24 protein-coding genes are annotated in these 25,448 nt (G+C 70.8%); 15 read left to right on the top strand and 9 right to left on the bottom strand.

The window, feature by feature from the left end:
- Positions 1 to 442: 442 nt before the first annotated feature.
- The 4 genes from ABZ272_RS28280 (at position 443) to mshC (ending at position 3,968) form a co-directional block, all read left to right on the top strand.
- Positions 443 to 1,156: an MSMEG_4193 family putative phosphomutase gene (locus ABZ272_RS28280; RefSeq protein ID WP_355052974.1), complete on the top strand. Its 714-nt coding sequence runs from the start codon at positions 443 to 445 to the stop codon at positions 1,154 to 1,156.
- A gap of 112 nt (positions 1,157 to 1,268) precedes the next feature.
- A complete protein-coding gene (locus ABZ272_RS28285; protein ID WP_355052975.1) occupies positions 1,269 to 1,847 on the top strand; it encodes a DUF3090 domain-containing protein in 579 nt (192 codons plus the stop codon).
- The gene (locus tag ABZ272_RS28290; RefSeq protein ID WP_355052976.1) at positions 1,844 to 2,662 is read left to right on the top strand and encodes an SCO1664 family protein; all 819 of its coding nucleotides are present in this window, start codon (positions 1,844 to 1,846) and stop codon (positions 2,660 to 2,662) included. The genes ABZ272_RS28285 and ABZ272_RS28290 overlap by 4 nt, the downstream gene beginning before the upstream one ends.
- Before the next feature lie 67 nt (positions 2,663 to 2,729).
- Complete coding sequence (gene mshC / locus ABZ272_RS28295) at positions 2,730 to 3,968, top strand: cysteine--1-D-myo-inosityl 2-amino-2-deoxy-alpha-D-glucopyranoside ligase (protein WP_355052977.1); 1,239 nt, start codon at positions 2,730 to 2,732, stop codon at positions 3,966 to 3,968.
- Positions 3,969 to 4,298: 330 nt separating this feature from the next.
- On the opposite strand, the gene ABZ272_RS28300 is transcribed toward mshC, so the two are convergent.
- Together ABZ272_RS28300 and ABZ272_RS28305 are read right to left on the bottom strand one after the other, a co-directional pair.
- Positions 4,299 to 5,090 (bottom strand): GntR family transcriptional regulator, encoded by a 792-nt coding sequence (locus ABZ272_RS28300; protein ID WP_355052978.1) that lies wholly within the window; start codon positions 5,088 to 5,090, stop codon positions 4,299 to 4,301.
- 176 nt (positions 5,091 to 5,266) lie between these two features.
- Entirely contained in the window at positions 5,267 to 6,136 is an 870-nt protein-coding gene (locus ABZ272_RS28305) for a PAC2 family protein (RefSeq protein WP_145782100.1), read from the bottom strand.
- Between the two features lie 262 nt (positions 6,137 to 6,398).
- Here ABZ272_RS28305 and metH point away from each other — a divergent pair, with 262 nt between their 5' ends.
- Positions 6,399 to 9,914, top strand: a complete 3,516-nt coding sequence (gene metH, locus ABZ272_RS28310; protein ID WP_355052979.1) for a methionine synthase — start codon at positions 6,399 to 6,401, stop codon at positions 9,912 to 9,914.
- Between the two features lie 64 nt (positions 9,915 to 9,978).
- Positions 9,979 to 10,407, top strand: coding sequence for a hypothetical protein (locus ABZ272_RS28315; protein ID WP_355052980.1), 429 nt, complete (start codon positions 9,979 to 9,981; stop codon positions 10,405 to 10,407).
- On the opposite strand, the gene ABZ272_RS28320 is transcribed toward ABZ272_RS28315, so the two are convergent.
- The 3 genes from ABZ272_RS28320 to ABZ272_RS28330 all read right to left on the bottom strand — a co-directional run bounded on the left by ABZ272_RS28320 (position 10,404) and on the right by ABZ272_RS28330 (position 11,651).
- Complete coding sequence (locus ABZ272_RS28320) at positions 10,404 to 11,105, bottom strand: hypothetical protein (RefSeq protein WP_355052981.1); 702 nt, start codon at positions 11,103 to 11,105, stop codon at positions 10,404 to 10,406. The two genes, ABZ272_RS28315 and ABZ272_RS28320, sit on opposite strands and share 4 nt — an antisense overlap.
- A 70-nt stretch (positions 11,106 to 11,175) precedes the next feature.
- Positions 11,176 to 11,271, bottom strand: a complete 96-nt coding sequence (locus ABZ272_RS28325) for a hypothetical protein (RefSeq protein ID WP_355052982.1) — start codon at positions 11,269 to 11,271, stop codon at positions 11,176 to 11,178.
- The gene (locus tag ABZ272_RS28330; protein ID WP_355052983.1) at positions 11,268 to 11,651 is read right to left on the bottom strand and encodes a LuxR C-terminal-related transcriptional regulator; all 384 of its coding nucleotides are present in this window, start codon (positions 11,649 to 11,651) and stop codon (positions 11,268 to 11,270) included. Before ABZ272_RS28330 ends, ABZ272_RS28325 begins: the two co-directional genes overlap by 4 nt.
- Positions 11,652 to 11,807: 156 nt before the next feature.
- Here ABZ272_RS28330 and ABZ272_RS28335 point away from each other — a divergent pair, with 156 nt between their 5' ends.
- The 3 genes from ABZ272_RS28335 to ABZ272_RS28345 all read left to right on the top strand — a co-directional run bounded on the left by ABZ272_RS28335 (position 11,808) and on the right by ABZ272_RS28345 (position 15,250).
- Positions 11,808 to 12,218: a hypothetical protein gene (locus ABZ272_RS28335; protein ID WP_355052984.1), complete on the top strand. Its 411-nt coding sequence runs from the start codon at positions 11,808 to 11,810 to the stop codon at positions 12,216 to 12,218.
- A complete protein-coding gene (gene fxsT, locus ABZ272_RS28340; protein WP_355052985.1) occupies positions 12,215 to 14,716 on the top strand; it encodes an FxSxx-COOH system tetratricopeptide repeat protein in 2,502 nt (833 codons plus the stop codon). Before ABZ272_RS28335 ends, fxsT begins: the two co-directional genes overlap by 4 nt.
- A 72-nt stretch (positions 14,717 to 14,788) precedes the next feature.
- Positions 14,789 to 15,250 carry a hypothetical protein gene (locus ABZ272_RS28345; protein ID WP_355052986.1) on the top strand — a complete coding sequence of 154 codons (462 nt, stop codon included), beginning with the start codon at positions 14,789 to 14,791 and terminating at the stop codon, positions 15,248 to 15,250.
- A 16-nt stretch (positions 15,251 to 15,266) separates the two neighbouring features.
- On the opposite strand, the gene ABZ272_RS28350 is transcribed toward ABZ272_RS28345, so the two are convergent.
- A complete protein-coding gene (locus ABZ272_RS28350) occupies positions 15,267 to 15,863 on the bottom strand; it encodes a GNAT family N-acetyltransferase (RefSeq protein WP_355052987.1) in 597 nt (198 codons plus the stop codon).
- Positions 15,864 to 15,867: 4 nt separating this feature from the next.
- Between ABZ272_RS28350 and ABZ272_RS28355 the strand changes: the two genes are divergently transcribed.
- Complete coding sequence (locus ABZ272_RS28355) at positions 15,868 to 16,341, top strand: hypothetical protein (protein ID WP_355052988.1); 474 nt, start codon at positions 15,868 to 15,870, stop codon at positions 16,339 to 16,341.
- Positions 16,342 to 16,374: 33 nt separating this feature from the next.
- Here ABZ272_RS28355 and ABZ272_RS28360 read toward each other — a convergent pair whose 3' ends face one another.
- Positions 16,375 to 16,944: a helix-turn-helix domain-containing protein gene (locus ABZ272_RS28360; protein ID WP_355052989.1), complete on the bottom strand. Its 570-nt coding sequence runs from the start codon at positions 16,942 to 16,944 to the stop codon at positions 16,375 to 16,377.
- Positions 16,945 to 17,116: 172 nt separating this feature from the next.
- On the opposite strand from ABZ272_RS28360, the gene ABZ272_RS28365 reads away from it, so the two are divergent.
- A complete protein-coding gene (locus ABZ272_RS28365; protein WP_355052990.1) occupies positions 17,117 to 17,989 on the top strand; it encodes a zinc-binding dehydrogenase in 873 nt (290 codons plus the stop codon).
- 36 nt (positions 17,990 to 18,025) lie between these two features.
- Here ABZ272_RS28365 and ABZ272_RS28370 read toward each other — a convergent pair whose 3' ends face one another.
- Positions 18,026 to 18,745 carry an SDR family oxidoreductase gene (locus tag ABZ272_RS28370; RefSeq protein ID WP_355052991.1) on the bottom strand — a complete coding sequence of 240 codons (720 nt, stop codon included), beginning with the start codon at positions 18,743 to 18,745 and terminating at the stop codon, positions 18,026 to 18,028.
- A gap of 128 nt (positions 18,746 to 18,873) precedes the next feature.
- Here ABZ272_RS28370 and ABZ272_RS28375 point away from each other — a divergent pair, with 128 nt between their 5' ends.
- From ABZ272_RS28375 to ABZ272_RS28385, 3 genes are all read left to right on the top strand, one after another.
- Entirely contained in the window at positions 18,874 to 19,761 is an 888-nt protein-coding gene (locus ABZ272_RS28375; protein WP_355052992.1) for a LysR substrate-binding domain-containing protein, read from the top strand.
- Positions 19,762 to 19,936: 175 nt separating this feature from the next.
- Positions 19,937 to 20,569 (top strand): hypothetical protein, encoded by a 633-nt coding sequence (locus ABZ272_RS28380; RefSeq protein WP_355052993.1) that lies wholly within the window; start codon positions 19,937 to 19,939, stop codon positions 20,567 to 20,569.
- Positions 20,570 to 20,673: 104 nt separating this feature from the next.
- Entirely contained in the window at positions 20,674 to 21,114 is a 441-nt protein-coding gene (locus tag ABZ272_RS28385) for a VOC family protein (protein WP_355052994.1), read from the top strand.
- A 191-nt stretch (positions 21,115 to 21,305) separates the two neighbouring features.
- Here the strand turns inward: ABZ272_RS28385 and ABZ272_RS28390 are convergent, their stop codons facing one another.
- Positions 21,306 to 24,641 (bottom strand): GH92 family glycosyl hydrolase, encoded by a 3,336-nt coding sequence (locus ABZ272_RS28390; protein WP_355052995.1) that lies wholly within the window; start codon positions 24,639 to 24,641, stop codon positions 21,306 to 21,308.
- 224 nt (positions 24,642 to 24,865) lie between these two features.
- On the opposite strand from ABZ272_RS28390, the gene ABZ272_RS28395 reads away from it, so the two are divergent.
- Complete coding sequence (locus ABZ272_RS28395) at positions 24,866 to 25,306, top strand: GNAT family N-acetyltransferase (RefSeq protein WP_355052996.1); 441 nt, start codon at positions 24,866 to 24,868, stop codon at positions 25,304 to 25,306.
- Positions 25,307 to 25,448: the final 142 nt, after the last annotated feature.

Here is a 25,448-nt window from a genome sequence, read left to right on the forward strand (position 1 = left end):
TCAACCGAGGAAACACCTGCCGTCCGATAATCGGACACCGGGTGTTTCCTGGGTTGAAGCAGAGCAAAGGACGCGAGGTGATGGGGCCCGACCCGGCGGGCGACGGGCGGCGGGCGGCGACCTGCGCTCCTGCGATCGTCCGAGGGCCACGACCGCCGGGCGTGCCAACGACTCCCCGGCCACGGGGCACACCCGCCACGGCGCAGCCGGCCACGGCACACCCGCCACGGCGCAGCCGGCCATCACGACAGCCCCCGCCAATCGGACACACCGCCCGTGTGCGGCGATCGGACCGAATGGTCGACTCCGGATCGCCGAAGTCGGGGTGTCCGGGATCGGTTGATGCCGCGATATTGGCTATGTCGAGTCGATCATGCTCATTCCGGCCGAGCGGCGTGGCCACCGAGCCCGTGGCGATCGTGGGCGTGGGGGAGGCCCTAGGGTGATCAGTGTGGCGACCCTTCTGCTTCTGCGACACGGCCGTACCACCGCGAACGCCGACGGCGGCCTGGCCGGCCGGCAGCCGGTCGAGCTGGACGACACCGGGCGCGCCCAGGCCACCGCGGTCGGCGAGCGGTTGCGGGCGGTGCCGTTGGCAGCGGTCGTCACCAGTCCGCTGATTCGTTGCCGGCAGACCCTGGAACTGGCGTTGCCCCAGGCCACGCCGGTGGTGGAGGAAGGGCTGATCGAGTGCGACTACGGCAGCTGGGAGGGGCAGCCGCTGAAGAAGCTCGCCAAGGAGCCGCTCTGGCCGGTGGTCCAGCAGCACCCCAGCGCGGCGGTCTTCCCGCAGGGGGAGGCGATGGCGGCGATGGCGGCCCGCGCGGTGGCGGCCGTCCGCGACTGGGATGCCCGGGTGAACGCCGAGCACGGGCCTGAGGCGGTCTGGCTCGCGTGCAGCCACGGCGACGTGATCAAGGCCATCGTGGCGGACGCTCTCGGCGTACACCTGGATGCCTTTCAGCGGATCGTGGCCGACCCGGCGTCGGTGACCGCGATCCGCTTCACGCCGCTGCGGCCCTTCGTGGTCCGGCTCAATGACACGGGCGGTGACCTCGCCGCGCTGGTCCCGCCGCCGCGCAAGCGGCGTCGGCGGACCACGCGGGCGGCCGAGTCGGACGCCGCCGTCGGCGGCGGGGCGGGTGCGGCCAGGTGAGAAACAGCGCCACGCCCGGGTGTGGCCCCCGATACACCGGGCGCGTTGCCCCTGCGGCGATTCGGGTCGGTGGGGTGCGCGATGCCATGGTGGGCCGGATAGGGTCGTGGGTATGACCCACCAGGTGCACGCCTTCGAACCGCCGGAGCGGTTCGTCGCCGGGACTGTCGGGCCGCCGGGGGAGCGCACGTTCTTCCTGCAGGCCCGCGGCGGCGGCAGGCTGGTCAGCGTCGCGCTGGAAAAGGTCCAGGTGTCCCTGCTGGCCGAGAAGCTGGAGGAGCTGCTCACCGAGGCGCAGCGCCGCTTCGGGGTGGAGCTGCCCGAGCTGGCGCCGGTGACCGGCGACAACGAGCCGTTGGACACCCCGGTCGACGAGGAGTTCCGGGTCGGGACGCTCGGGCTGGCCTTCGACGTCGACACCGCGACCGTGGTGATCGAGGCGATCGCCGCCGGCGAGGTCGAGCCCGAGGTCGAGCTGGGCGACGAGGACGACGAAGAGGACGACGAGGACGAGGAGCCGGACGAGGACCTGGACCGGTTGCGCGTGCGGCTCACTCCGCAGGCCACCCGCCAGTTCATCGAGCGGGCCCGGCGCGTGGTCAACGCGGGCCGGCCGCCGTGCCCGCTGTGCGGCCAGCCGTTGGACCCCGCCGGGCACCTGTGCCCGCGGCACAACGGTTACCACCGGTGACCTTGTCCGGCCTCCAACCTCTGCGCGACGGTGACGCCGCGCTGCGGCTGCTCCGCGACGGCACCCTCGACCTGGAGGGCCGGCTGGTCGACGCGTCGAACACTACCCTGCGGGGCATCCTGACCCTCGACGGCGTCACGGCCCGCTGCGTCTACAAGCCGGTCCGCGGGGAGCGCCCGCTGTGGGACTTCCCGGACGGCACCCTCGCCGGCCGGGAGGTGTCCGCGTACCTGGTGTCCCACGCCACCGGCTGGGGCCTGGTGCCGCCGACCGTGCTGCGGGACGGTCCGTTCGGCCCCGGTTCCTGCCAACTCTGGATCGACGAGCCGGAGGACGCCGAGCCGTTGGTCGGGTTCGTGCCGGCCGAGGAGGTGCCGCCGCGCTGGTTCCCGATCGCGGCGGCCCGGGACGACGACGGCGCCGCGTACGCCCTCGCGCACGCCGACGATCCACGCCTGGCCCGCCTCGCCGTACTCGACGCGGTGATCAACAACGCGGACCGCAAGGGCGGGCACGTGCTCGTCGGAAACGACGACCGCATCTACGGCGTCGACCACGGGGTGAGCTTCCACGTCGAGGACAAGCTCCGTACGGTGCTCTGGGGTTGGGCCGGCAAGCAGGTTCCGCCGGACGCCGTGGAGATGCTCGACGGGCTCGCCGCGCAGGTCGCCGGGCCGCTCGGCGAGGAGCTGGCCGACCACCTGACGATCAGCGAGATCGCCGAGCTGGCCGCCCGCGTCGAGAGGTTGCGCGAGACCGGCCGCTTCCCGCAGCCGCCGGAGGACTGGCCGGCGATACCCTGGCCCCCCATGTGACCCCGCTGTCATCTTGATCACCCGTGGGGCGTCCCGGTGTCGCCTGAGGGCTGGTTAGGCTGAGGCCATGGAGTCTTGGGCGGGACACGAGGTGCCACGGCTGCCGGGTCGGGGCGAGCCGTTGGCGTTGTACGACTCGGCGCGGCAGAGTGTCCACCCGAGCGACCCGGCCGACGCGGCGAGCATGTACGTCTGCGGCATCACCCCGTACGACGCCACCCACCTCGGTCACGCCGCCACCATGATCACGTTCGATCTGGTGCAGCGGATGTGGCGCGATGCCGGCCGTCCCGTGCGGTACGTGCAGAACGTCACCGACATCGACGACCCCCTGCTGGAACGGGCCGCCCGCGACGGCGAGGACTGGGTGGTCCTGGCGATGCGGGAGACCGCCCTGTTCCGCGAGGACATGGAGGCGCTGCGGATCATCCCGCCGGAGCGTTACGTGGGCGCGGTCGAGTCGATCCCGGACATCGCCGACAAGGTCGAGGTGTTGCTCAAGGACGGCGCCGCCTACCGACTCGACGACGGCACCGGCGACGTCTACTTCGACGTCTCCGCCACCGGCCGGTTCGGCTACGAGTCGAACCTGACCCGCGAGCAGATGCTGGAGATCTTCCCCGAGCGCGGCGGCGACCCCGACCGGGCCGGCAAGCGCGATCCCCTCGACCCCCTGCTGTGGCGGGGGGCGCGCGAGGGTGAGCCGTCCTGGCCGGGCGGGGAGTTGGGCCCGGGCCGGCCCGGCTGGCACATCGAGTGCGCGGTCATCGCGCTGAACCTGCTCGGCGACCGCATCGACGTCCAGGGCGGCGGCAACGACCTGCTCTTCCCGCACCACGAGGCCTCCGCCGCGCACGCCGAACGACTCACCGGCCAGGCCCCGTTCGCCGAGCACTACGTGCACGCCGGCATGATCGGCCTGGACGGCGAGAAGATGTCCAAGTCCCGCGGCAACCTGGTCTTCGTGTCCCGGCTGCGCGCCGACAAGGTCGACCCGATGGCGATCCGCCTCGCGTTGATCTCCGAGCACTACCGCAGCGACCGCACCTGGACCGACGAGCTGCTCACCGCCGCGCAGGAGCGGCTGGACCGCTGGCGGCGGGCCGCCGCCGCGCCCGCCGGGCCGTCCGGGGCCGAGCTGCTGTCCGGGGTACGCGCCAGACTGGCCGACGACCTCGACACCCCCGGCGCTCTGGCGGTGGCCGATCACTGGGCCGACGCGGCCCTCTCCGGCGCCACGGAAGACCCGGAGGCCCCCGCCCTCTTCGCGAAAACAGTAGACGCCCTCCTCGGCATCCGCCTGTAACGCCCCCCCCCGCCCACGCGCGGCCTGGCGCCTCCGCGCTAGCCGGCGGGCTCCCGCGCTCGCCGGCGGGCTCCCGCGCTAGCCGGCGGGCGCCTGTGTGCCCGCCGCTCAGTGTCGATCATGGACTTGTGGTGGCCGTGATGAGGTGCTGTGCCCATTATGCGAGGCACCACAACTCCATGATCGACGCGAGCCTCGCTGCCTCGCCGTCGATCTTGCACTTTCTGACGTTGCGAAAGGGGCCGATCGGGGCAAAGCGTCGACAGAAAGTGCAAGATCGACGGCGGGACCGGGGTGGGGCCGGGACCGGGTGGGACCGGGTGGGTGGGGTTAGCCCAGGACCAGGCCCGGGTCTGGGTCGGGGTCGGGGGTGGGGGCGGGGATCTGGTACTCCTCGGTGAGGGTGGTCATCGGGCCGGGCCAGGTGGCCTGGGCGACCTCGATGGGCTTGCGGTGGCTGTCGTACGCGACGTGCAGCAGGTGCAGCACCGGTGTGTCGGGCCGGATCTGCAGGGTCTCGGCCTCTTCCCGGCTGGGCTGGCGGGCGCTGATCGTGTCGGTGGCGGAGGCGTACCGGCGGCCGGTGGCCTCCTCGGCCTCCTGGTAGAGCGGCCGGCCGAACGCCTCGGCGCGTTCCAGCGAGGTGCCGTCGGTGTCGCGGGGCAGGAACCAGGAGGCGCCGACCTCGACGGGGGAGTCGTCGGTGCGGACGAGGTGGCGACGGCAGAGCAGGTTGGTGCCGTCGGAGACTCCGAACGCGTCGGCGACCTCGGCGGGCGCGGGGGAGAGGCCGACGGAGACGAGCTGTTGGCGGTATCGGGCGGCCAGGTCGGTGTGGTAGCCGCGAAACCCGCCGTACCGGCCCCGGGAGAGGCGGTTCAGTCGACGCCGGGTGCCCCGGACGTACGTACCGGAGCCGGGTTTGGTGATCAGGATGCCCTCGACCCGCAGCTGGTCGACGGCGCGTTGCACGGTCTGCTTGGCGACGCCGAACATCTCGGCGATGGCCGGGATGGACGGCAGCCGCTCGCCGGGGCCCCAGTCGCCGCGACGGACCTGGGCCTTGAGCTGCGCGGCGATCTGCCGGTGGGGGAACTCGGCGGCGCCGGGATTGATCTGCACACCCGCCTCCTTGATCACATCTAGGTTCCTAGGATGCCTTAGAGGGTGTGACGCCGCCACCCCGGACACGCGGAAACGGGCCCCGAAAACGGAAACCGACCCCGAGCGCGAAAATGGCCCGAACACGAAAACGGGCCCTCGGACCAGAAAGGTCCGAGGGCCCGCGACGGACAGTGCTACCAGGAGCCGGCGGTGGGGCCGGCCGAACCGCCTCGACGCCGCAGGTACTTCTCGAACTCCTGGGCGATCTCGTCACCGGTCAACGGGGTGATGCCCTCGTCGCCGACGCGTTCCTCCAGCTCGCGGACGTACTCGCCAAGCTCGGCGTCCTGCTCGGCGGCGCTGCGTACCCGCTGCTCCCACTCGGCGGACTCCTCGGCCAGGTCGGCCATCGGCACCGGCAGGTCGACGACCTCCTCGACCCGGTGCAGCAGGGCGAGGGTGGCCTTGGGGCAGGGTGGGTTGTTGGCGTAGTGCGGCACGTGCACCCAGAACGACACGGCGTCGACCTCGGCGCGGGCGCACGCGTCGTGCAGCACGCCGACGATGCCGGTCGGCCCGTCGTAACGGGTGGGCGTCAGCTGGTAGCGCTCGGCGGCCTGGGCGTCGGACGCGCTACCGCTGATGGGCAACGGCCGGGTGTACGGCACGTCGGCCAGCAACGCGCCGAGCAGCACGACCCGCTCCACCTCCAGGCTGTGGCAGATCTCCAGCACCTGTTCGCAGAACGTCCGCCAGCGCATGCTCGGCTCGATGCCCCGGATCAGCACCACGTCGCGGTCGGTGCCTTCGGGGCTGGCCACCATGAACCGGGTCGTCGGCCACTCCACCCGGCGGGTCTCCCCGTCGGCCATGGTGATGGTCGGCCGGCTGACCTGGAAGTCGTAGAAGTCCTCCGGGTCCAGCTCGGCGATCTGTCGGGCGTTCCAGACCTGTTCCAGGTGCTCGACGGCCGCGGTGGACGCGTCGGCGGCGTCGTTCCAGCCCTCGAACGCGGCGATGGCCACGGGGGACCGCAGGACCGGCAGTCCGTCGAACTCGGTCACGCCGTCACCTCACCCTGCTCGTCGCGGCCGGCACCGGGACCGCGCCCGGTTGTCGGACCGTGGTGCACGATGGCGTCCCTGTTCTCCTTCACGTCCGTCAGCCTACGTGCCGAGCAGGGATGCGGCCCGTCGGCCGCGCCGGTCCACCCGCTGTGCCACCGGGCATACGGCGGCGAACCGGACAGGGTGATCCGGCCGACACAATATGGGATCGGGCGTGGACGGGGCTCAGGTTCGCCTGGGGCCGCACTAACCTGAACGGGTGCGGACTTCGTTGCTGGATGTGCTGGCCGATCGGATCCTCATCGCCGACGGGGCGATGGGCACGATGCTGCAGGCCGCCGACCTCACGCTCGACGACTTCGACGGTCTCGAGGGTTGCAACGAGATCCTCAATGTCACCCGTCCCGACGTGGTGCGCGGGGTGCACGACGCGTACCTGGCCGCCGGCGCGGACTGCGTGGAGACCAACACCTTCGGCGCCAACCTGGCCAACCTCGCCGAGTACGACATCCCGCAGCGCATCCGCGAGCTGTCCGAGGCGGGCGCGCGGATCGCCCGGGAGGCCGCCGACGCGGCCAGCACGCCGGAGCGGCCCCGCTTCGTGCTCGGCTCGATCGGCCCGGGCACCAAGCTGCCCACCCTCGGGCACGCCCCTTACGCGACGCTGCGCGACGCGTACCAGGAGAATGCCGCGGGCCTGATCGCCGGCGGCGCGGACGCGTTGATCATCGAGACTTGCCAGGACCTTTTGCAGGTCAAGGCGGCGATCGTCGGGTCGAAGCGGGCGATGGCCGAGCTGGACCAGCAGGTGCCGATCATCTGTCACGTGGCCGTGGAGACCACCGGCACGATGCTGGTGGGCAGCGAGATCGGCGCGGCCCTGGCGGCGATCGAGCCGCTCGGGGTGGACCTGATCGGGCTGAACTGCTCGACCGGTCCGGCCGAGATGAGCGAGCACCTGCGCTACCTGTCGCAGCACTCCCGGATCCCGCTGTCGGTGATGCCGAACGCCGGCCTGCCGGTGTTGACGGCCGACGGCGCGTACTTCCCGCTGACTCCCGTGGAGCTGGCCGAGGCTCTGGAACGGTTCATCACCGAGTACGGGGTGGGGCTCGTCGGTGGCTGCTGCGGCACCACCCCGGAGCACATCCGGGTGCTGGCCGAGCGGCTGCACGGCGTCACCGCGGCCGGGCGCGAGCCCCGCCACGAGGCCGGCGTCTCGTCGGTCTACCACCCGGTGCCGTTCGCGCAGGACGCCTCGGTGCTGATGGTGGGGGAGCGGACCAACGCCAACGGCTCGAAGGCGTTCCGGGAGGCGATGCTCGCCGGTGACTTCCGCGCCTGCGTCGAGATCGCCCGCAGCCAGGCCCGCGACGGCTCGCACCTGCTGGACCTGTGCGTCGACTACGTCGGCCGCGACGGCACGCGGGACATGCGCGAGCTGGCCGGTCGGTTCGCCACCGCGTCGACGCTCCCGATCATGCTGGACTCCACCGAGCCGGCGGTCGTCGAGGCGGGGTTGGAGATGCTCGGCGGTCGATGCGTGGTCAACTCGGTGAACTTCGAGGACGGCGATGGCCCGGACTCCCGGTACGCGCGGGTCATGCCCGTCGTCCGCGAGCACGGCGCGGCGGTGGTGGCGCTGCTCATCGACGAGGAGGGGCAGGCGCGGACGAAGGAGTGGAAGGTCCGGGTCGCGGCGCGGCTGATCGACGACCTGACCGGCCGGTGGGGCATGGACCGCGCCGACATCCTGATCGACGCGTTGACCTTCCCGATCGCCACCGGTCAGGAGGAGACCCGCCGCGACGGCCTCGAGACGATCGAGGCGATCCGGGAGATCGCCACGCGCTACCCGGGGGTCAACTTCACCCTGGGCATCTCGAACATCTCCTTCGGCCTCAACCCGGCGGCCCGGCAGGTGCTCAACTCGGTGTTCCTGCACGAGTGCGTGCAGGCCGGTCTGACCTCGGCCATCGTGCACGCCAGCAAGATCCTGCCGATGTCGAAGATCCCCGACGAGCAGCGGGAGGTCGCGCTCGACCTGGTCTACGACCGGCGTCGCGAGGGGTACGACCCGGTGCAGCGCTTCCTGGAGCTGTTCGAGGGCGTCGACGTGACCAGCGCGCGGGCCACCCGCGCGCAGGAGTTGGCGGCGCTGCCGCTGGACGAGCGACTCAAGCGCCGCATCATCGACGGTGAGCGCAACGGCCTGGAGGCCGACCTGGACGAGGCGATGGCCGGCGGCCGGTCCCCGTTGTCGATCATCAACGACATCCTGCTGGACGGCATGAAGGTCGTCGGCGAGCTGTTCGGCTCCGGGCAGATGCAGCTGCCGTTCGTGCTCCAGTCCGCCGAGGTGATGAAGACCGCCGTGGCGTACCTGGAACCGCACATGGAGACCACCGAGGACGGCGGCAAGGGCCGCATCGTGCTGGCCACCGTGCGCGGCGACGTGCACGACATCGGCAAGAACCTGGTCGACATCATCCTGTCCAACAACGGCTACGAGGTCGTCAACATCGGCATCAAGCAGCCGATCAGCGCGATCCTCGACGCCGCCGAGCAGCACCGCGCCGACGCGATCGGCATGTCCGGGCTGCTGGTCAAGAGCACGGTCATCATGAAGGAGAACCTGGCCGAGATGGCCACCCGCGGAGTCGCGGAGCGCTGGCCCGTCCTGCTCGGAGGCGCGGCGTTGACCCGCGCGTACGTCGAGGACGACCTGCGGTCGATGTTCCCCGGCCAGGTGCACTACGCGCGGGACGCGTTCGAGGGCCTGTCCTTGATGGACAAGGTGATGACCGCCAAGCGTGGCGGCGCCCCGGTGATCGACCCGGAGCGGGAGGCCGCCCTCGCCGCCCGGCGCGCCCGCCGGGAACGGCAGCGCACGCTGGTCACCGAGTCACTGCCGGAGCTGCACGACTCCTCGGTCCGCTCCGACGTGGCTGTCGACGTGGAGGTACCCACCCCGCCGTTCTTCGGCACGCGCGTCGTCAAGGGCGTCCCGATGGCCGACTACGCGGCGTTGCTCGACGAGCGGGCCACGTTCCGTGGGCAGTGGGGGCTCAACGGCGCCCGCGGCGGCAACGGGCCCTCCTACGACGAACTGGTCGAGACCGAAGGCCGCCCCCGTCTGCGGTACTGGCTGGACCGGTTGATCGCCGACCAGGTCCTCGAGGCAGCCGTGGTGTACGGCTACTTCCCGGCGTACTCCGAAGGAAATGACCTGGTGGTGCTCGACGAGAACGGGCACGCGGAGCGCGCCCGGTTCTCGTTCCCCCGCCAGCGGCAGGAGCGACGGCTCTGCCTCGCGGACTTCTTCCGGCCCAAGGGCGACCAGCTCGATGTGGTCGCGCTGCAACTGGTCACGGTCGGGCAACCCGTCAGCGAGTACGCGGCGAAGCTGTTCGCCCGCAACGAGTACCGCGACTACCTGGAGGTACACGGGCTGTCCGTGCAGCTCACCGAGGCCCTCGCCGAGTACTGGCACCGGCGCGTACGCGCCGAGCTGACCCTGCCCGACGGGCGTCCGCTGGGCCACGACGACCCGACGGACCTGGCGGGCATCCTGCGAAACGACTACCGGGGCTGCCGGTACGCGTTCGGCTACCCGGCCTGCCCCGATCTGGAGGACCGGGCGAAGATCGTCGACCTGTTGGGCGCCGAGCGGATCGGCGTCGAGCTGTCGGAGGAGTTCCAGCTCATGCCCGAGCAGGCCACCGACGCCATCGTGGTCCACCACCCGGAGGCGAGTTACTTCAACGCCAAGTAGCGGTCCCCGGCTCCGGCGGCGTCGACGGTCGTATTCGGCCGGCGGTCGTAGGAGGATGAGGGCCATGCCTGAAGCCTTCGTCGCCGAGCCGCCGTGCGCGGTGTGTGGGCGACCGGCGACCCACGTGGAACTCGTCCCACCGGATGGCCAGCCGATCGCTTGGCAGCGCTGGTCACCGGCGCAGCGCGACGCCTACACCGCCGCGCGAGAGCGCCACACCGGCCAGCGGTGGTGGCTGCTGTATTCCGGGATCGCGGCGGGTAACGGGCTCGGCCGACCGGCGGACCCGGCAGAGGCACAGCGCATCGTCGACGCCTTCACCCAGCCGTACCGGCACGCCGCCGTCACGACGGCCGGCTTCTACGACGACGCCGGATTCTGTGCGCGGTGCGACGCCCCGTACTGCTCCCACCACTGGAACGTGTCCAGCACCGGCTACGGACAATGCCCCCGGGGGCACGGCAAGAGCCTCGACCCGCACTGGTCGCCCTAGATATCCCTGGTGCGCCGGGGCGCGGCAGCGACGGGGTCCTTGACCTCCCGCAGGCGGGAGAAGAAGGCGGAGAGCAGGAGGACCGCGAAGATCACCAGGTTGAGGATCCAGCGTGGGTCGTCGACGTGCAGCGCCGCGGCGAACTGCTCCTTCTCCGCCGGGGTCAGTGCCGCGGTGGACCGCTCCGCCGCGGCGAAGTCCAGACGGTCGGGGGCGAACACCAGATAGGTCCAGATCCGGTGTACGAAGTACAGCGCGGCTGCCGTGACGTAGAGGACCCGGCGAGTGCCGGGACGCCACCCGAGGATCAGCAGACCCGGAAGGATGACGAGTTCGGTGGGGACGTTCGCCGCGATCGCGATCGGGATGCTCGGCAGGAACATCGTCACCATCGTCTCGCCGGTGATCGAGGAGCTGTCCAGCGCGGTGCCCAGCATCAGCAGACCGACGGCGCCGCCGAACGCGAACAGGGCCATGGTGACGCAGCCCAGCGCGACGAGGCTGTCCTCCACCCAGGCGCTCCGCGTCGGTCCACGGCTGGCCCAGCGCGCGGCCAGCCCGACGATGACCGCCCAGGCGGCACCGATCAGCAGCGCGACCGGCAGTGGCAGGAACTCCATCAGGGACAGGCCCTGCACCACGATGGTGAAGACCGCGACGAGAACGAACGGCACGACCTGATCAGTACGTTGCTTCATGCACCGGACGCTAGGAAGCGCCGCTGGTTACGGCATCTGCCGAACGGCGTACCGGCGGTCTAAACCGGGTTTAGTCGAGCAACCCGGCCTCGCGGGCGTGCGCCACGGCCTGCAGACGGCTCGCCGCGTCGAGCTTGCGGAAGATGTGGTTGAGGTGCGCCTTCACCGTGCCGGGCGCGACAAAGAGTGCGCCTTGGCGATCTCCGCGTTCGTACGGCCGGCCGCCAGGTGGCGCAGCACCTCCACCTCGCGCGCGCTGAGCGTCTCGGCGGGCTTGCGTCGCACGGCGACGGTCGGCGACCCCGGGGCGGCGGCGGGCGGAGGCGGGTCCGCCGGCGCCGTGCCGGCCACCGACGTGCCCGCGGGAATCCAGCGGACGGCCAGCACCGCGATCGACATGACGAACGCGCCGAAGAGCGGAATGACCCACCACTGTCGCCTGTCGTGCTCCGCCATGGCGAACGACAGCCCGACGACGACCATCGCCCAGACGAAGCAGCCGACGAGTACGGCGGTGATGAGAAGGTGCCTGCGGGTAACGCGCATCGACATCTCCTCGATGGTCAGGCAGCGCGCCGAGCCTAACGTGGCACGTCCCGCCGCTGGTGGTCGCCGCGGCGGTGGTGGTCGCGCCGTGACGATGCGTGCATCGGTGTGGTACTGATCGAGGTTGCTGGTTGCTGGCTCGGAGGGTGAGGGCTGATGGATCCGGATGTGACTTCGCTGGCTGGTGCGGTGGTGCCGTACGTGGCGGCGGCTGCCGGAGCGTACGGGGCGGGTGTGGTGGCGCGCGTGCAGGAGGTGGCCGCGGACGCGACGGTCGGTCTGGGTGGACGGCTGCTGCGCCGGTTGCTGGGACGGGAGGAGTCGGCGCCACTGGTGGAGGCGGCGGTGCTGGATGTGGCCGAGGACCCGGCCGATGAGGATCGGTTGGCGGCGTTGCGGTGGCAGATTCGTAAGGCGGTTACTGCCGATGCGCGGTTGGCCGCCGAGTTGTCGCAGCTGCTGGCGTCGGCGGGGGTGACGATCACGGCATCGGGTGAACGGTCTGTCGCCGGCCAGACGATCAGCGGGGTGGTGATCACCGGGGACGGTGGCCAGGTGACTCGATGAGCGACCGCTACGCCCCCGGCCCGGGGGAGCCTGGTGAGGTGAGCGCCGAGGGCGGTCGGTCGATCGCGGCGGGGGAGATCAGCGGGCTCGCCATCACGGGGGACGACGCGAAGGTCGACGCGCGGCGCATTGAGCTGCATCGGGCGTCGACGGCGCCCGACACGGGGAAGCGGTTGCACAACCTGCCCAAGCCGGCGACGCGGCTGTTCGTTGGCCGTCAGGACGAGTTGACGGCATTGGAGGCGGTGATGTCCGCCGGTAGCGGGGTGATCTGCCAGGCGGTGCACGGCCTCGGTGGGGTGGGTAAGACCGAGTTGGCGTTGCAGTACGCCCACCAGCGGCGTGATCGGTACCCGGTGCGGTGGTGGGTGACCGCTGACAGCCCGGCGTCGATCGAGAACGGCTTGGCCGCGTTGACGGCCCGCATGAACCCGGAACTGATGCTGACAGCGACAGCCGCGGAGGCCGCGAGGTGGGCTGTCGGTTGGTTGCAGAACCAGTCGGGCTGGCTGCTCGTGCTGGACAACGTGGAGCAGCGCTCGGATGTCGAACCTCTGTTGGCGCAGCTCGACACCGGGCACCTGTTGATCACGACGCGGCGTGACGTGAACTGGGAGACGCTTGTCGACGGGTGTCTACGCCTGGACATGCTGGATCGTGAGTCCGCGGTGCGGCTTCTGCTGGAGCCGGGGGAGCAGCGGGATGTGTTGGCGGCGGCGGTGTTGGCCGACGAGTTGGGGTACCTGCCGTTGGCGTTGCAGCAGGCGGCGGGCTATCTGAGGCAGACCCGCCTGGAGGTGTCGATTTACCTGGATCGGCTGCGGGCGCAGCCTGCCGAGGTGTTGAACACCATCGCCGAGGGGGACCAGGCGGAGCGGGCGGTGGCCCAGGTGTGGCTCCTCACCCTCGACCAGCTACGCGAGGTCCGGCCGGCGGCGATCGACCTGCTGCGGATTCTGTCGTGCTACGCGCCCGACGACGTCCCACGTTCGATCTTGGCTGGTTATGCCGAGCAGGCCGGTGCTGTCGACCAGGCGTTGGCGGCGTTGGCGTCGTACAACCTGGTCACACTCAGGCAGACGACAGTCAGCATGCACCGACTCCTGCAGACGGTGGTCCGCAGCCAGGCACAGACGCAGACCGAGGTTGACCACCACGACGAGCCCACCGACCCTGACGAGTCGTTGTGGCAGCAAGTCCTCGACCGCGCATTGGCTCTGCTCGACCGAGCCCGCCCACCAGGTAACCCCGCACAAGACGTCGACCTCTGGCCGCAATGGAGGGCATTTGTTCCACACGTCGACGCGCTCGATCACCACATGCCCGAGGACAGCGTCAACTTGACCCTCGCGTACCTGCTGGGCCAGGTCGCGTTCTATCACTACACGCAGGCGAGGTACGGCGAGGCTCTACAGGCTGAGGAGCGGGTGCTGGGGATCAGTGAGGCGGCGTTGCCGGCGGGGCATCCGGACATCGCGCTGAGGCTGGACAATCTCGCGTCCACGTTGGTGGCTCTGGGACGGGCGGGCGAGGCGCTGCCGTTGCGACTGCGGGCGTTGGAGATCAGTGAGGCGGCGTTGCCGGCGGGCCACCCCACAGTCGCGCTCCGACTAGACAACCTGGCGTACACGTTGGGGGCTCTGGGGCGGGCGGGGGAGGCGTTGCCGTTGCAGCGGCGGGCGTTGGAGATCAGTGAGGCGGCGTTGCCGGCGGGGCATCCGGACATCGCGCTCAGGTTGGACAACTTGGCGGGCACCTTGCGGGCCCTGGGGCAGGTGGAGGAGGCGCTGTCGCTGCGGCGGCGGGCGTTGGAGATCAGTGAAGCGGCGTTGCCGGCGGGGCACCCCATCATTGCCACCAGATTGGACAACCTGGCGTACACGTTGGGGGCTCTGGGGCGGGCGGGGGACGCGTTGCCGTTGCAGCGGCGGGCGTTGGAGATCAGTGAGGCGGCGTTGCCGGCAGGGCACCCGGACATCGCCCTCCGACTGAACAACCTGGCGGGAACCTTGGGGGATCTGGGCCAGGCGGAGGAGGCGCTGCCGTTGCAGCGGCGGGCGTTGGAGATCAGTGAGGCGGCCTTACCAGCCGGACACCCCGACATAGCGACCCGGTTGAACAACCTGGCGGGCACGTTGGTGGATCTGGGGAAGGCGGAGGAGGCGCTGCCGCTGCGGCGCCGGGCGTTGGAAATTAGTGAGGCGGCGTTGCCGGCGGGGCATCCCACGATCGCGGTCCGATTGGACACCCTGGCGTACACGTTGAGCGCTCTCGGCCAGGCGGAGGAGGCGCTGCCGTTTCAGCGGCGGGCGGTGGAGATCAGTGAGGCGGCGTTGCCGGCGGGGCATCCCACGATCGCGCTCCGGTTGCACAACCTGGCGTACACGTTGAGCGCTCTGGGGCTGGTGGAGGAGGCGCTGCCGTTGCAGAGGCGGGCGGCCGAGATCAACGCGGAGATTCAGCGTAGGAGATCCAGTGCGGACGACGTCGCTGGATGACGATCACGTCGCACTCTGATCGAGTATTGCCGCCGTCGAGGGATTGCGCTCGGTGCCGCTAGAGTTCGCGCCGTGAATCTCGTGATCGATGAGAGCAGCCGTCAGGTACGCGAGTTCGTGTGCCAGTGCTGCGACACGCAGGCGGACCGGACCTGGGCCAACATCTACGAGGGCGACACCGCCTTCGCTGTCTACTTCGCGAGCTGCTATCACCACGACGGGGTTCACGAGGCCTGGATCGATGCCATCTTGGGGACCTGGGGCCAGGATCGCGTCGACGACCACATCACGTTTGGCTGCCGGGTCGGTCCCGTGGTCGGCTCCCCGGCCCCTGCCGCGACGCTCGTCAACGGTGGCGAGGTGGCCGGTGACAATCCGGTCTTCGGGCGCAAGCTCAGCCGGGAAGAGGGGCTGAGTCATCCGAGGATCGCTGAGTTCTGGCAGGTCGTCGACGTGATCCTGGAACGGGACGACCTCGTGCGTCGCCACGTGTACGGGCCGGTCGCGCCGGACGGTGCGCGGCCCGGGCAGTAGCCCGCGACGTCGACGGTCAGGGGTTCGCGCTGACCGACGGGTCGGCGTCGGCCGAGGGGCGGCCGGGGAGCTGGGCAACCATGGTGTCGGCGTCGTCGAACGACTCGACCGTGTGGAAGCCTTCGCTCGCGTAGAGCTTCGCGGCGAAGTTGGCTCGCTCCACGCTCAACGACACCGCCCGTAGGCCGCGCTCGGCTCCGACGGACAGAACCGCGCGTACGAGCGCCCGGCCCACACCGCGATTGCGCCAGGAGTCCACCACCCCGAGGGTCAGCTCGGGTACGTCGTCACCCACGTACCCGTAGCCCGGGTCGGCGGCCGTCAGGTGTCGGCACCAGGCCGCGCCGATCGGCCGATCGGCCGGGTCCACGGCGACGACCCCGAAGTCTTCCGGTCGCATCCAGCCGGCGACGTAGTGGGCCAGCTCGGGCTTCGTCAGGATCTCCTCACGTGACCAGTTGCGCTCGGGCAGCCAGTTGACGGCCTGCACGAGCATGTCGACCAGGAAACCGTCGTCGGCCGGCGTGGCGGTACGGATGTTGAACGTCGTCACCGCCGCAGCCTGCCACGAAGGGCCGAGGCAGCGCACCGTCGACACCCGGGCTACCGTCACGGGCATGATCGTGCGTACGCGCTGGATGATGCCCCACCCACCCAAGGTGTTGTGGCCGGCGCTGTGCGACTCCCGGTTGGAGTTGCAGCCCCGGTGTCCGGTCTTCTATCTGGGTACGCCCCGGCCGACGACCTGCCGCCTGCCCGAGGGCCCGGGTGAGGTGGGCGCCGCTCGGCAGTGCGTGTCGGAGCAGGGCGTGGTGCGGCAACGCATCACGACGTGGGAGCCGCCGAGCCGCTTGGCCTTCCACATGGAGTCGACCGACCTGGGCTTCCACCGCTTCGTCGACCAGCTCGGTGACGTGTTCGAGTTGACCGGGACGGAGCGCGGCACGCAGGTGACCCGGACGACGACGGTGACGGTTCGCGGGTTCGGTCGGGCGGCCCTCTATCCGGCCCTGTGGGTCGGGTTGAAGTCGGTGCACCGCTTCGTGTTCCGCAACTGGCAGAAGATGCGGTTGTCGTCGGCGGCGGTGTGAGGGGTCAGCGCGAGGCGCGGCGAACGACTCGCCTCAGGCGCGGAACGCTCTGATGGCGAGCGCGGCGAAGCGTCGGGACGCGGCGACCCGGGTGTCGGTCGAGGTCGCGTGCAGGCCGCCGTTGGCCATCAGGACGAGGATGAGGTCGTCCAGGACGAAGTCGGACCGCAGATGGCCGGTGGTCTTGGCTCGGCGGGCCAGTTCGGCGAGTGCGGCCAGGGCCGCTTCGCGTTTCGCGGCGAGATCCACGGCGTGCGGGAAGGCCGCGGTGAACGCCGAGGTGTAGCCCCGGTCGCGGGCGTGTAGCTCGCAGAGCTTCTCGATCACCAGGCACAGGCCATGCCACGGGTCGGGGTCGGCGAGCCCTTCGTCGACGATGACCTGGCAGGCGTCCATCTGCTCGGCGAACGCCTCGGTGGCCAGTGCCTCCTTGGTGGGGAAGCGCCGGTAGAGGGTAGCGGGGCCCACCCCGGCCCTGCGGGCTATCTCGCGCATCGGCACGTCCATGCCGTCGGTGGCGAACATCGTCCGGGCGGCTTCGAGGATCCGCTGGCGGTTGTCTCGCGCGTCCGACCGTAGGTTTCGAGTCAACTGCTCGGTCACGCTCTCACTTTAGCTAAACGGACGCCGGCGTCCACTACCGTTCGCGCTGACCACAGGCGGTCCGGCTCGAGAAGAGGCACCCGTGAAGGCAGTCATGATCAGGGAGTTCGGCGATCCTCGGGGCTTGTCGGTGTCCGACATCCCTGACCCGGTTCCGGCTGGTGGGCAGGTGATGATCACCGTAGAAGCGGTCGGTGTCGCGGGCGTCGACGTCATGATCCGAAGTGGTGCCCTCGCCGCGTACGGCTTCAAAGAGGGTCACATCCTCGGCGGCGAGGTGGCGGGGACGGTGGCCGCGGTCGGCGAGGGTGTCGACCCGGCGTGGGTCGGGCAACGCGTGTGGGCGTTCACCGGCACCGGCGGTGGGTACGCCGAGCGTGCGGTCGCCCCGATCTCGGAGGTGCTGCCCGTCCCCGCCGGCCTCTCCGTCGTCGATGCCGTAACGCTCGGCAGTTCCGGGGTCGTGGCCCACTTCGGCCTCGCCCACGCGCACTTCGCCGAGGGGGAGACCGTCCTGGTGCGCGGTGCCGCCGGCAGCATCGGGATCATGACGGTGCAACTGGCGGCCCGCCGTGGGGCGAGCGCCGTCGCGGTCACCACCTCGTCGCCCGAGCGTGGTCGTCGGCTGCGTGGCCTTGGCGCTACCCACGTGCTCGACCGCTGCGGAGCAGGAGGGTCGGACGCTCCTCGCGGCTATGACGTGATCATCGACGTTGTCGCGGGCGACCGCATGCCCTCGTTCTTCGACCGGCTCAATCCCAACGGGCGCCTCGTGCTCGTCGGCGCGGTCGGGGGTCAGCCGCCGGCAGACTTCGGCGCGACGCTGATGGCCGCCTTCCAGAAGTCCCTGTCCTTCGCCACGTTCAGCGCCGCGACGGTGCCGGAACCCGCCCGCCAGGCCGTGCGGCGAGACCAGCTCGCCGCAGCGGCCCGTGGCGAGCTGGTCTCCGTGGTGCACGAGGTGCTGCCTCTGGAGCAGGCGGTGGCCGCCCACCAGAGGATGGACGCCGGCCAGGTCTTCGGGCGGATCGTCCTCATCCCCTAGTGGGGACGGGCGGCGCGGGGCCGCAGCGTACGGTTCTCAGGCGAGCAGGGTGCCGCCGTCCACGGTGACCAGCGTGCCGGTGGCGTACGTCGACCGCAGGAGGTAGACGAACGCCTCGGCGGCCTCCTCGGGCTCGCCCACGCGGCCGAGCGGCAGTGACGCGCTGAGATGGGCGTACATCTGCTCTCGGGTGTCGTCGGGCAGTGTGTCCCACAGCGGCGAGCGGATGACGCCGGCGGAGACGGCGTTGACCCGGATCGGTGCCAGTTCGACGGCGAGCGAGCGGACCAGCGCGTCGATCGCTCCGGTGATGCCGGCGACCACGGACCAGCCCGCCTTCGGCCGGTGACCGGCGGTGCCGGTGGTGAGGGTGATCGACCCGCCGGGCCGCAGGTGCGGGAGCGCCGCGTGGACCGCCGCCAGCGAACCGAAGTAGCGCAGGTTGAAGGCGGTACGGGCGGCGGCGAGGTCGAGGGCGTCGACGGACATCAGCGCGAGCGGTTCGCCGGCGGTGTAGACGAGGTGGTCGAACGGGCCGAGCCCCTGGAACAGGCTTGTGACGTCGGCCGGGTCGGCGAGGTCGGCGACGTACCCCTGGGTGCCGGCCGGCAGGGCGGCGAGGGCGCGGTCCACGCTGTGCCGGTTGCGCGAGGCGACCACGACCTGGGCGCCCTCGTGGGCGGCCCGGGCGGCGGTCGCGAGCCCGATTCCCGAGGTGCCGCCGAGGACGACGACGCGCTGGTCGGTGAGGGTCATGATGGTCCTTCCGGATCGTGTTCGGCTGACGCTCACCACCGTGCGTCGGCGCTGGCACCCTCGTCCAAGACCTCTTCGAACTGCTGTGATACCCGACGGGTATCGTGGGTGCTGGACGGGAGGGTCGGATGGACGTCGATCTGCGTAAGCTCCGCTACTTCGTGGCCGTCGCCGAGGAGCTGCACTTCGGCCGGGCCGCCGCGCGGCTGCACATCGCCCAGCCGGTCCTGTCGCGGCAGATCCGGGCATTCGAGCGCGAACTCCGCGCCGAACTCTTCGTTCGTGATCGCCGCTCCACCGTGCTGACCGAGGCCGGTCGTCAACTGTTGGCCGACGCCGGTCCGCTTCTGGCCTCGGCCGAGGCCCTGCGTCGGCGGGTGCAGCGGGCGGCGCACGGCCGGCCGACGTTCACCATCGCGTTCATGCCGGGCATCATCGTCACGGCCGAGGCCCGTGCCATCGCTCAGCTGCACCCCGAACTGGCTGTCGGCGTCCTCCGCACCTCCCGGGACGACCAGGCCGAGGTGCTGCGCGAGGGGCGCGCCGACGTCGGCTACGTGCGGCTTCCGGTCGACCAGCGGGGCCTGCGCCTCCGCCCGCTGTTCACCGAACCCCGCGTCGTGGTCCTGCCCGGCGAACACCGTCTGGCGGGCAAGGAGTCGGTCGACCTCGCCGAGCTGGCCGAGGAGCGCCTGCTCCAGGACCCGGAGGCGGTGCCGGAGTGGCGGGACCTGCCGAATCGACCGACCGACCCGGAGCCCCGCCCCCGGCCGGTGCTGACCTCCGTCGAGGAGAAGCTGGAGCACGTCGCCGCGGAGGCCGGGGTGGTGATCCTGCCGCTGTCGATCGCGAGGTTCTACACCAGGCCGGACGTCGTCCACGTGCCCGTCGGCGACCTCAGTGACAACCAGGTGTGCCTGGCCTGGGCCGAGAACAACCGGTCACCGCTGGTGCGGGAGTTCGTCGACATCGCCGCGCGGCAGGCCGGCGACGTCGGTCCCGGCGACCGCACCTAGAGACGGCCACAGCTCTTTCGGGGCTTGCGGTGCCTTCGCCCGCAGCAGCGTCTATGGGTGCCTCGCGTACGTCCACCGCTTCGTGTTCCGCAACGGCAGAAGATGACTTTGTCGCAACCGGCGACGGTGGGACGGGTCAGCGGCTGGGTTTGCCGGCGGGTTCCATCAGGGGCAGGTGACGCGACGCGAGCGGCTGTTCCGGAACACCGCCAAGGTGCGGCGCAGAAGGATCACCTACGGTGTGTTCGGCGCGTTTGTCGTGTGTGCCGCAAGTGCGGCAGCAGCCAACCCCGGCCACCGCTTTCACAACATGGCCCCGCTGTACGGGGTCGTGGGTGTTGTCATCGTCGTCCTTTCCCTCGTGGGTCTGCTTGCTCTGCTGTGGTCCTTCCAGATCGAGGTGGACGCCGACGGGCTGACGCTTCGCCTGCGCGGGCGTACGACACGCCTGGCCTGGGAAGCTGTGGAGTCGCTCGCGGTGGTGAAGACCGGGGAGAGCGGGCTCCTGGAGATTCGCCTGGTTCCCGGCGTGCGGCTCCCCGGACGCTCGGCCCCTGAGCACGACGGACGGCGGCGGTACTCGCTGCTGGCCCTCGACGACTTCACTGTCGACGCCGATGAGGTGATCACGGTCCTGTCCCGGTACGCCGGTGGCCGCCTCGACGCCCTGGAGTATCTCCAACACCAGGCCGCCCGGCGGACCGTCGCTCGTTACCTGCGGGGCGAGGCGATCGAGGTCGATCCCCAGCTGGCCGCGTACCTGGCCCGGCAGCGCCGCAGCGCGAACGAGGAGACCATCCCGCTCTAGGGACCGGGCGGCTGAGGGGTGCCGGGTGTCGAGAACGGCCGGGCAGGTACGTCCCAGGGGAGAATGCGGCGACCGGGACCGCACCTAGAGCAGGAGGAAGCAGCATGGCGATCCGGCGGATGGACAACGTCCTCATCGTGGTCGAGGACCTCGACGCGGTCATCGCGTTCTTCGTCGAACTCGGCCTGGAGGTGGAGGGCCGGGGACCGGTCGAGGGCCGGTGGGTGGAGCGGGTCATCGGCATCGACGACGTGCGGCAGGAGGTCGCGATGCTGCGGACCCCGGACGGTCACGGCAAGGTCGAGCTGGCGATGTTCCACGCTCCCAAGGCCGTTCGCCACGAGCCGGAGGACGCGCCGGCGAACACCCTCGGCATTCGCCGGATCATGTTCGCCGTGGACGACGTCGAGGACACGATCGCCCGGCTGCGCCGCCACGGGGCGGAACCGGTCGGGGAGGTGCAGCGGTACGGGGACATCTTCCTGCTCTGCTACGTCCGCGGCCCCGAGGGCATCGTCGTCGGGTTGGCCGAGGAGCTGCGCTGATTTCTGCCGCCCGACCGCCGCCGGAGACCCGGTGCCGACAACTTCAGGGATGTAGTGGCCTCGCGCGCCAGGGAGACCACAACAACCATGAAGTTGCGCGGATCTCCACACCGCCGCGCCGCAGCCGAGCCCACCGCGTACCACGAAGGGCCTGCTCCGCCGCGCGGCGGAGCAGGCCCTTCCGCCGTGCGTCAGGCCGTCGCCACCCCGAAGAGGTGGAGGACGCCGCCCTCGGCGGTGGTGGGCAGCGTCAGGCTCGCGAGCCGCTTGCCCGGCTGCAGGTCGATCGGGGCGGTCGCGAAGGCGTACGTCGCCACCGGCTCGACCCCCGACCCCATCTTGTCGCGGTACGTGGTGTGCACCGCCGTCACGTTGCCGAACGACGGCTGATCGCCGCCGCCACCCAGCGTCCAGTCGCTGAAGCCGACCGTCGCCTGCTGCGTCGTGCCGTCGGTGTACGTCAGCGTCACCGTGCCGGTGGTGGCACCGAACGCTGCGCTGCCCAGCAGGCTCAGCTTCGTGTCACTCTCGGCGGCCTGGACGCTGAGCACCTGACCGCCGCCGCCGACCAGGATGTTGTCCGGGTCACCGGGGGCCACGTTCGGCCAGGTGAAGTCGAACCCGTTGGCAGACACGGGGGATCCCGGCCGCACCCCGGCGGCCGCGAGCGCCGTGGCGGAGTAGCTCCAGCCTCCGGTGTCGAAGTTGGCCTGCGGATTGGTGTCGTCGGCCGAGATGCCGTTGTTGTTGAGGTTCCACAACACGCTGTCCCGAACGGCCACCGTCACGGGGATGGTGACGGTGGGCAGTGCCGTACCGGAGCTGGTGGTGGCGGTCACCGTCACGGCGTAGGCGCCGGGCTTGAGGTCGGCCGGCGCGGAGACGGTGAGCTCCTTGCTGCCCAACCCGTCGCCGGTCAGCCTGAACTCGCCCTGCGCGGGCGTGACGGTCAGGCCGGCGGGCGCGCTGACCTTCCAGCGCGCGGTGGTGGGAGCCTCGGTCAATGCCTGGATCTTGTACGTCGTCGCCGAGGTGCTGCCCGGCTCCACCTTCAGCGTCTGCGGGCTCGCGCCCGTCAGGTACGGCTGCCGGCCGTCGCCGTACGAGGGCGGGGCGTCGGCGGGGGAGCTGCCCCACGTGGTGTTCGGCTTGTCGCCGAGTACGAAGGAGACGGTGCCGCCCTTGTTGACGAGGGTGTCGGGGACCCAGCTCCGGGTCGACGTCTTGCCGTTTACCTTGACCGACTGGATGTACGTGTTCTGGGCCGACGCGGCCGGGGCGTCGACGGTGATCCTGCGGCCGGGTCCGGCGTCGATGACCGCGCGCCGGAAGAGCGGCGCGGTGAGCACCAGGTCAGCCCGGCTGGGGTTCTGCGGGTACATGCCCAGCGCGGAGAAGACGTACCACGACGACATGGTGCCGGCGTCGTCGTTGCCCGGGATGCCGCCGGGGGTGTTGCCCCAGAGCTGGTCCATCACCGCGCGGACCGTCTGCTGGGTCTTGTAGGGCGCGCCGAAGTAGTTGTAGAGGTAGGGCGCGTTCATGTCCGGTTCGTTCGTCGGGTCGTACCGGGTGAGGTCGCGGGCCGAGAAGTCGAAGGCGCCGTCCGGCGTACGGAAGAAGGCGTCGAGGCGCTGCTCGGCCACCTTGTTGCCGCCCATGGCGCGGGCCAGGCCGGCGACGTCGGAGTAGACCATCCAGGTGTAGCGGGCACTGCTGCCCTCGACGAACCCGCTCTCGGTCGCGGGCTGGAAGGCGCGCTCCGCCCAGGTGCCGTCGGCCTTGCGGGAGCGCGGGTAGCCGCCCTGCGCGGTGGCGGTCAGGTCGAAGACGTTGCTCCAGGTGCCCGACCGCTTGCGGAAGACCCGCTCGTTCGCCTGGTCGCCGACCTGCCCGGCGAGCTCGGCGAGCGCGGAGTCGGCGACCGCGTCCTCCATCGTCTCGGCCGCGCCGCCCCAGCAGGAGCAGCCGTCGGCGGGGACGTAGCCCAACTCCAGGTACTTGTCGAGGGCGGGACGCTGACCGACGCACGCCACGTTGCAACCGGCGCTGTCGGAGTCGTTGGCGTTCGGCACCGTCGCCGCGGTGATCAGCGACCGGAGGGCGCCCTTGACGTCGAAGTCCCGCCCGCCGAAGGCGTGGATGCCGGCGACCGCCGGAGCCGACGGGTCGCCCGACATGACGCTCGTCTTGCCGTGCTGGAGCAGCCAGCGGTCCCACTCACCGCCCCGCTGGGTGGCGTAGTTGAACAACGACTGCGCATAGTCGCTGCCCGCCTTCGGGTTGACCAGCGTCATCAGCTGCACCTGGGCGCGGTACTGGTCCCAGCCGGAGAAGGTGCCGTACTGCGCGTCCTGGCCCTTGGTGAGGCGGTGCGGCTTGCCGTCGGCGCCGAGGTAGCGGCCGTCGACGTCACTGGTCAGGGTCGGTTCGAGCATGGAGTGGTACAGCGCCGTGTAGAAGGTGCTGAGCTGGTCGTTGGTGCCGCCGCCGACCTTGATCTTGCTCAGATCGCGCTGCCAGGCCGCCGTGGCCTCCGACCGGACCGCGTCGAAGCTCTTCTGCCGCGGGTTCTCCGCCCGCAGGTTGGCCTCGGCGTTGTCCAGGCTGACGTACGAGATCGCGACCTTCACGCCGACGGTCGTGGTGCCCTCGGCGAAGGTGACGTACGCGCCGGACCCCTTGCCCGGCACGGGGTTGCCCGCATCGAGGCCGGTGCCGCCGGCGGCCGTCGTGGCGTCCGGCGTCCGGGTGCCGTCCTGCCACGTGCCGACCTTGGCGAAGGGCTGGTCGAAGTGGGCGGTGAAGTGCAGCGTGTACAGGGACTTGCGGTTGTTCTCGCTGTGCGGGCCGCAGAAGTTGCCGGCGGTGACCGAGCCGGTGACGGTTCGGGCCGCGGCGTCCACCCGTACGGTGGCGTCGGTGCTGCCGGTCTCCGAGTTGGAGGTGCGGAACAGCATGCTCGCGGGTTGGTCGGCCGGGAAGCCGAACCGGCCCGAGCCGGTACGGGGAGTGGTGGTCAGCTCCGCCGACGCGCCACTGTCGAGGCCCACCCGGTAGTACCCGGCCCGCGCGGTCTCGTTCTGGTGGGAGAAGCTGCTCGCGTACGTCGCGTCCGAGGTGTCGACGGACGGCGAGGAGGTGACGTCACCCACGATCGGCATGATCGGGATGTCGCCCGCGCCGCCGTTGCAGCCGACCCCGTTGAGGTGGGTGAGGCTGAAGCCGCGGATCCGGGTCGCGCCGTACTCGTAGCCACCGGGCGCGGGGGTGGAGGTCTGCCTCCCAGTGCTGGTCTGCGGGCTCCAGGCCAGCATCCCGAAGGGACGGACCGCTCCGGGGTAGGTGTTGCCGAGGTTGGTGGACCCGATCAGCGGGTTGACGTACCCGGCGGGGTCGGTGACCAGGCGGACAGGCGCGGCGGCCGCGGCGGGTGTGCCCGCGGAGACCGCCGCCAGCGCCGCCACGGTCACGGCGAGGGTACGGCGTTTGGCGGTGTACGCCAGGCGCGCCGGTGTGTCTGACACAGTGTTGGCCCTTCGGTTGGCACCGTCTGCACGAAGCTCGGCGGGGCGACCCGTCACACGTTCACACTCCACATCGGAGCCGAACACGGGTGTGACAACGTTGTCTAATCGGCGATGATGCTTCCCTTCCCACCCAGGGCTGTCAAGATCCTGATCGCGATCGGTCAGGCAGGGGACGTGCCACGCGGACAGCGGCCGCCCATCGTCGCCGTTACGCTGCCGGCATGTTCCGTGCGGCCCGGACCGACGACTTCGCGCAGATCATCCGCCTCTACCGACAGCTGAACCCGGACGATCCGGTGTTGGACGACGGCACCGACCGGGCGGCCTTCGCGCAGATCCTCCGCTCACCAGGCCTGCGGCTGTTCGTCCTGGAACTGGACGGGATCGTCGTCGCCACCACGTACCTCAACGTGATTCCCAACCTCAGCCGGTCGGCGTCGCCGTATGCGGTGATCGAGAACGTCGTCGTCGAGGAATCGCGGCGGGGTACCGGTCTGGGCCGGCAGATCATGGCCGGCACGCTCCAGGCCGCCTGGGACGCGGGCTGCTACAAGGCGATGCTGATGACGGGGTCGCGGAACCCGGCGACGCACGCCTTCTATCGTGCCTGCGGGTTCTTGACCGACGTCAAGACGGCGTACCTCGCGCGTCCACCCCGCTAGGCCCTGTTTCATAAGAACTGGCCGGCCTGCGGCGGGCCCGGACGACTACCGGCGGCGTTGCGGTTTCGTCCGGATACAACACCGGTATCCGGACGAAACCGCGCCTTGCCGGACCGCCGCCCGGACCCCGCCTCGGCTCGAC

This window comes from Micromonospora sp. NPDC005979 (genome assembly GCF_040614415.1).
Lineage (GTDB): Bacteria > Actinomycetota > Actinomycetes > Mycobacteriales > Micromonosporaceae > Micromonospora.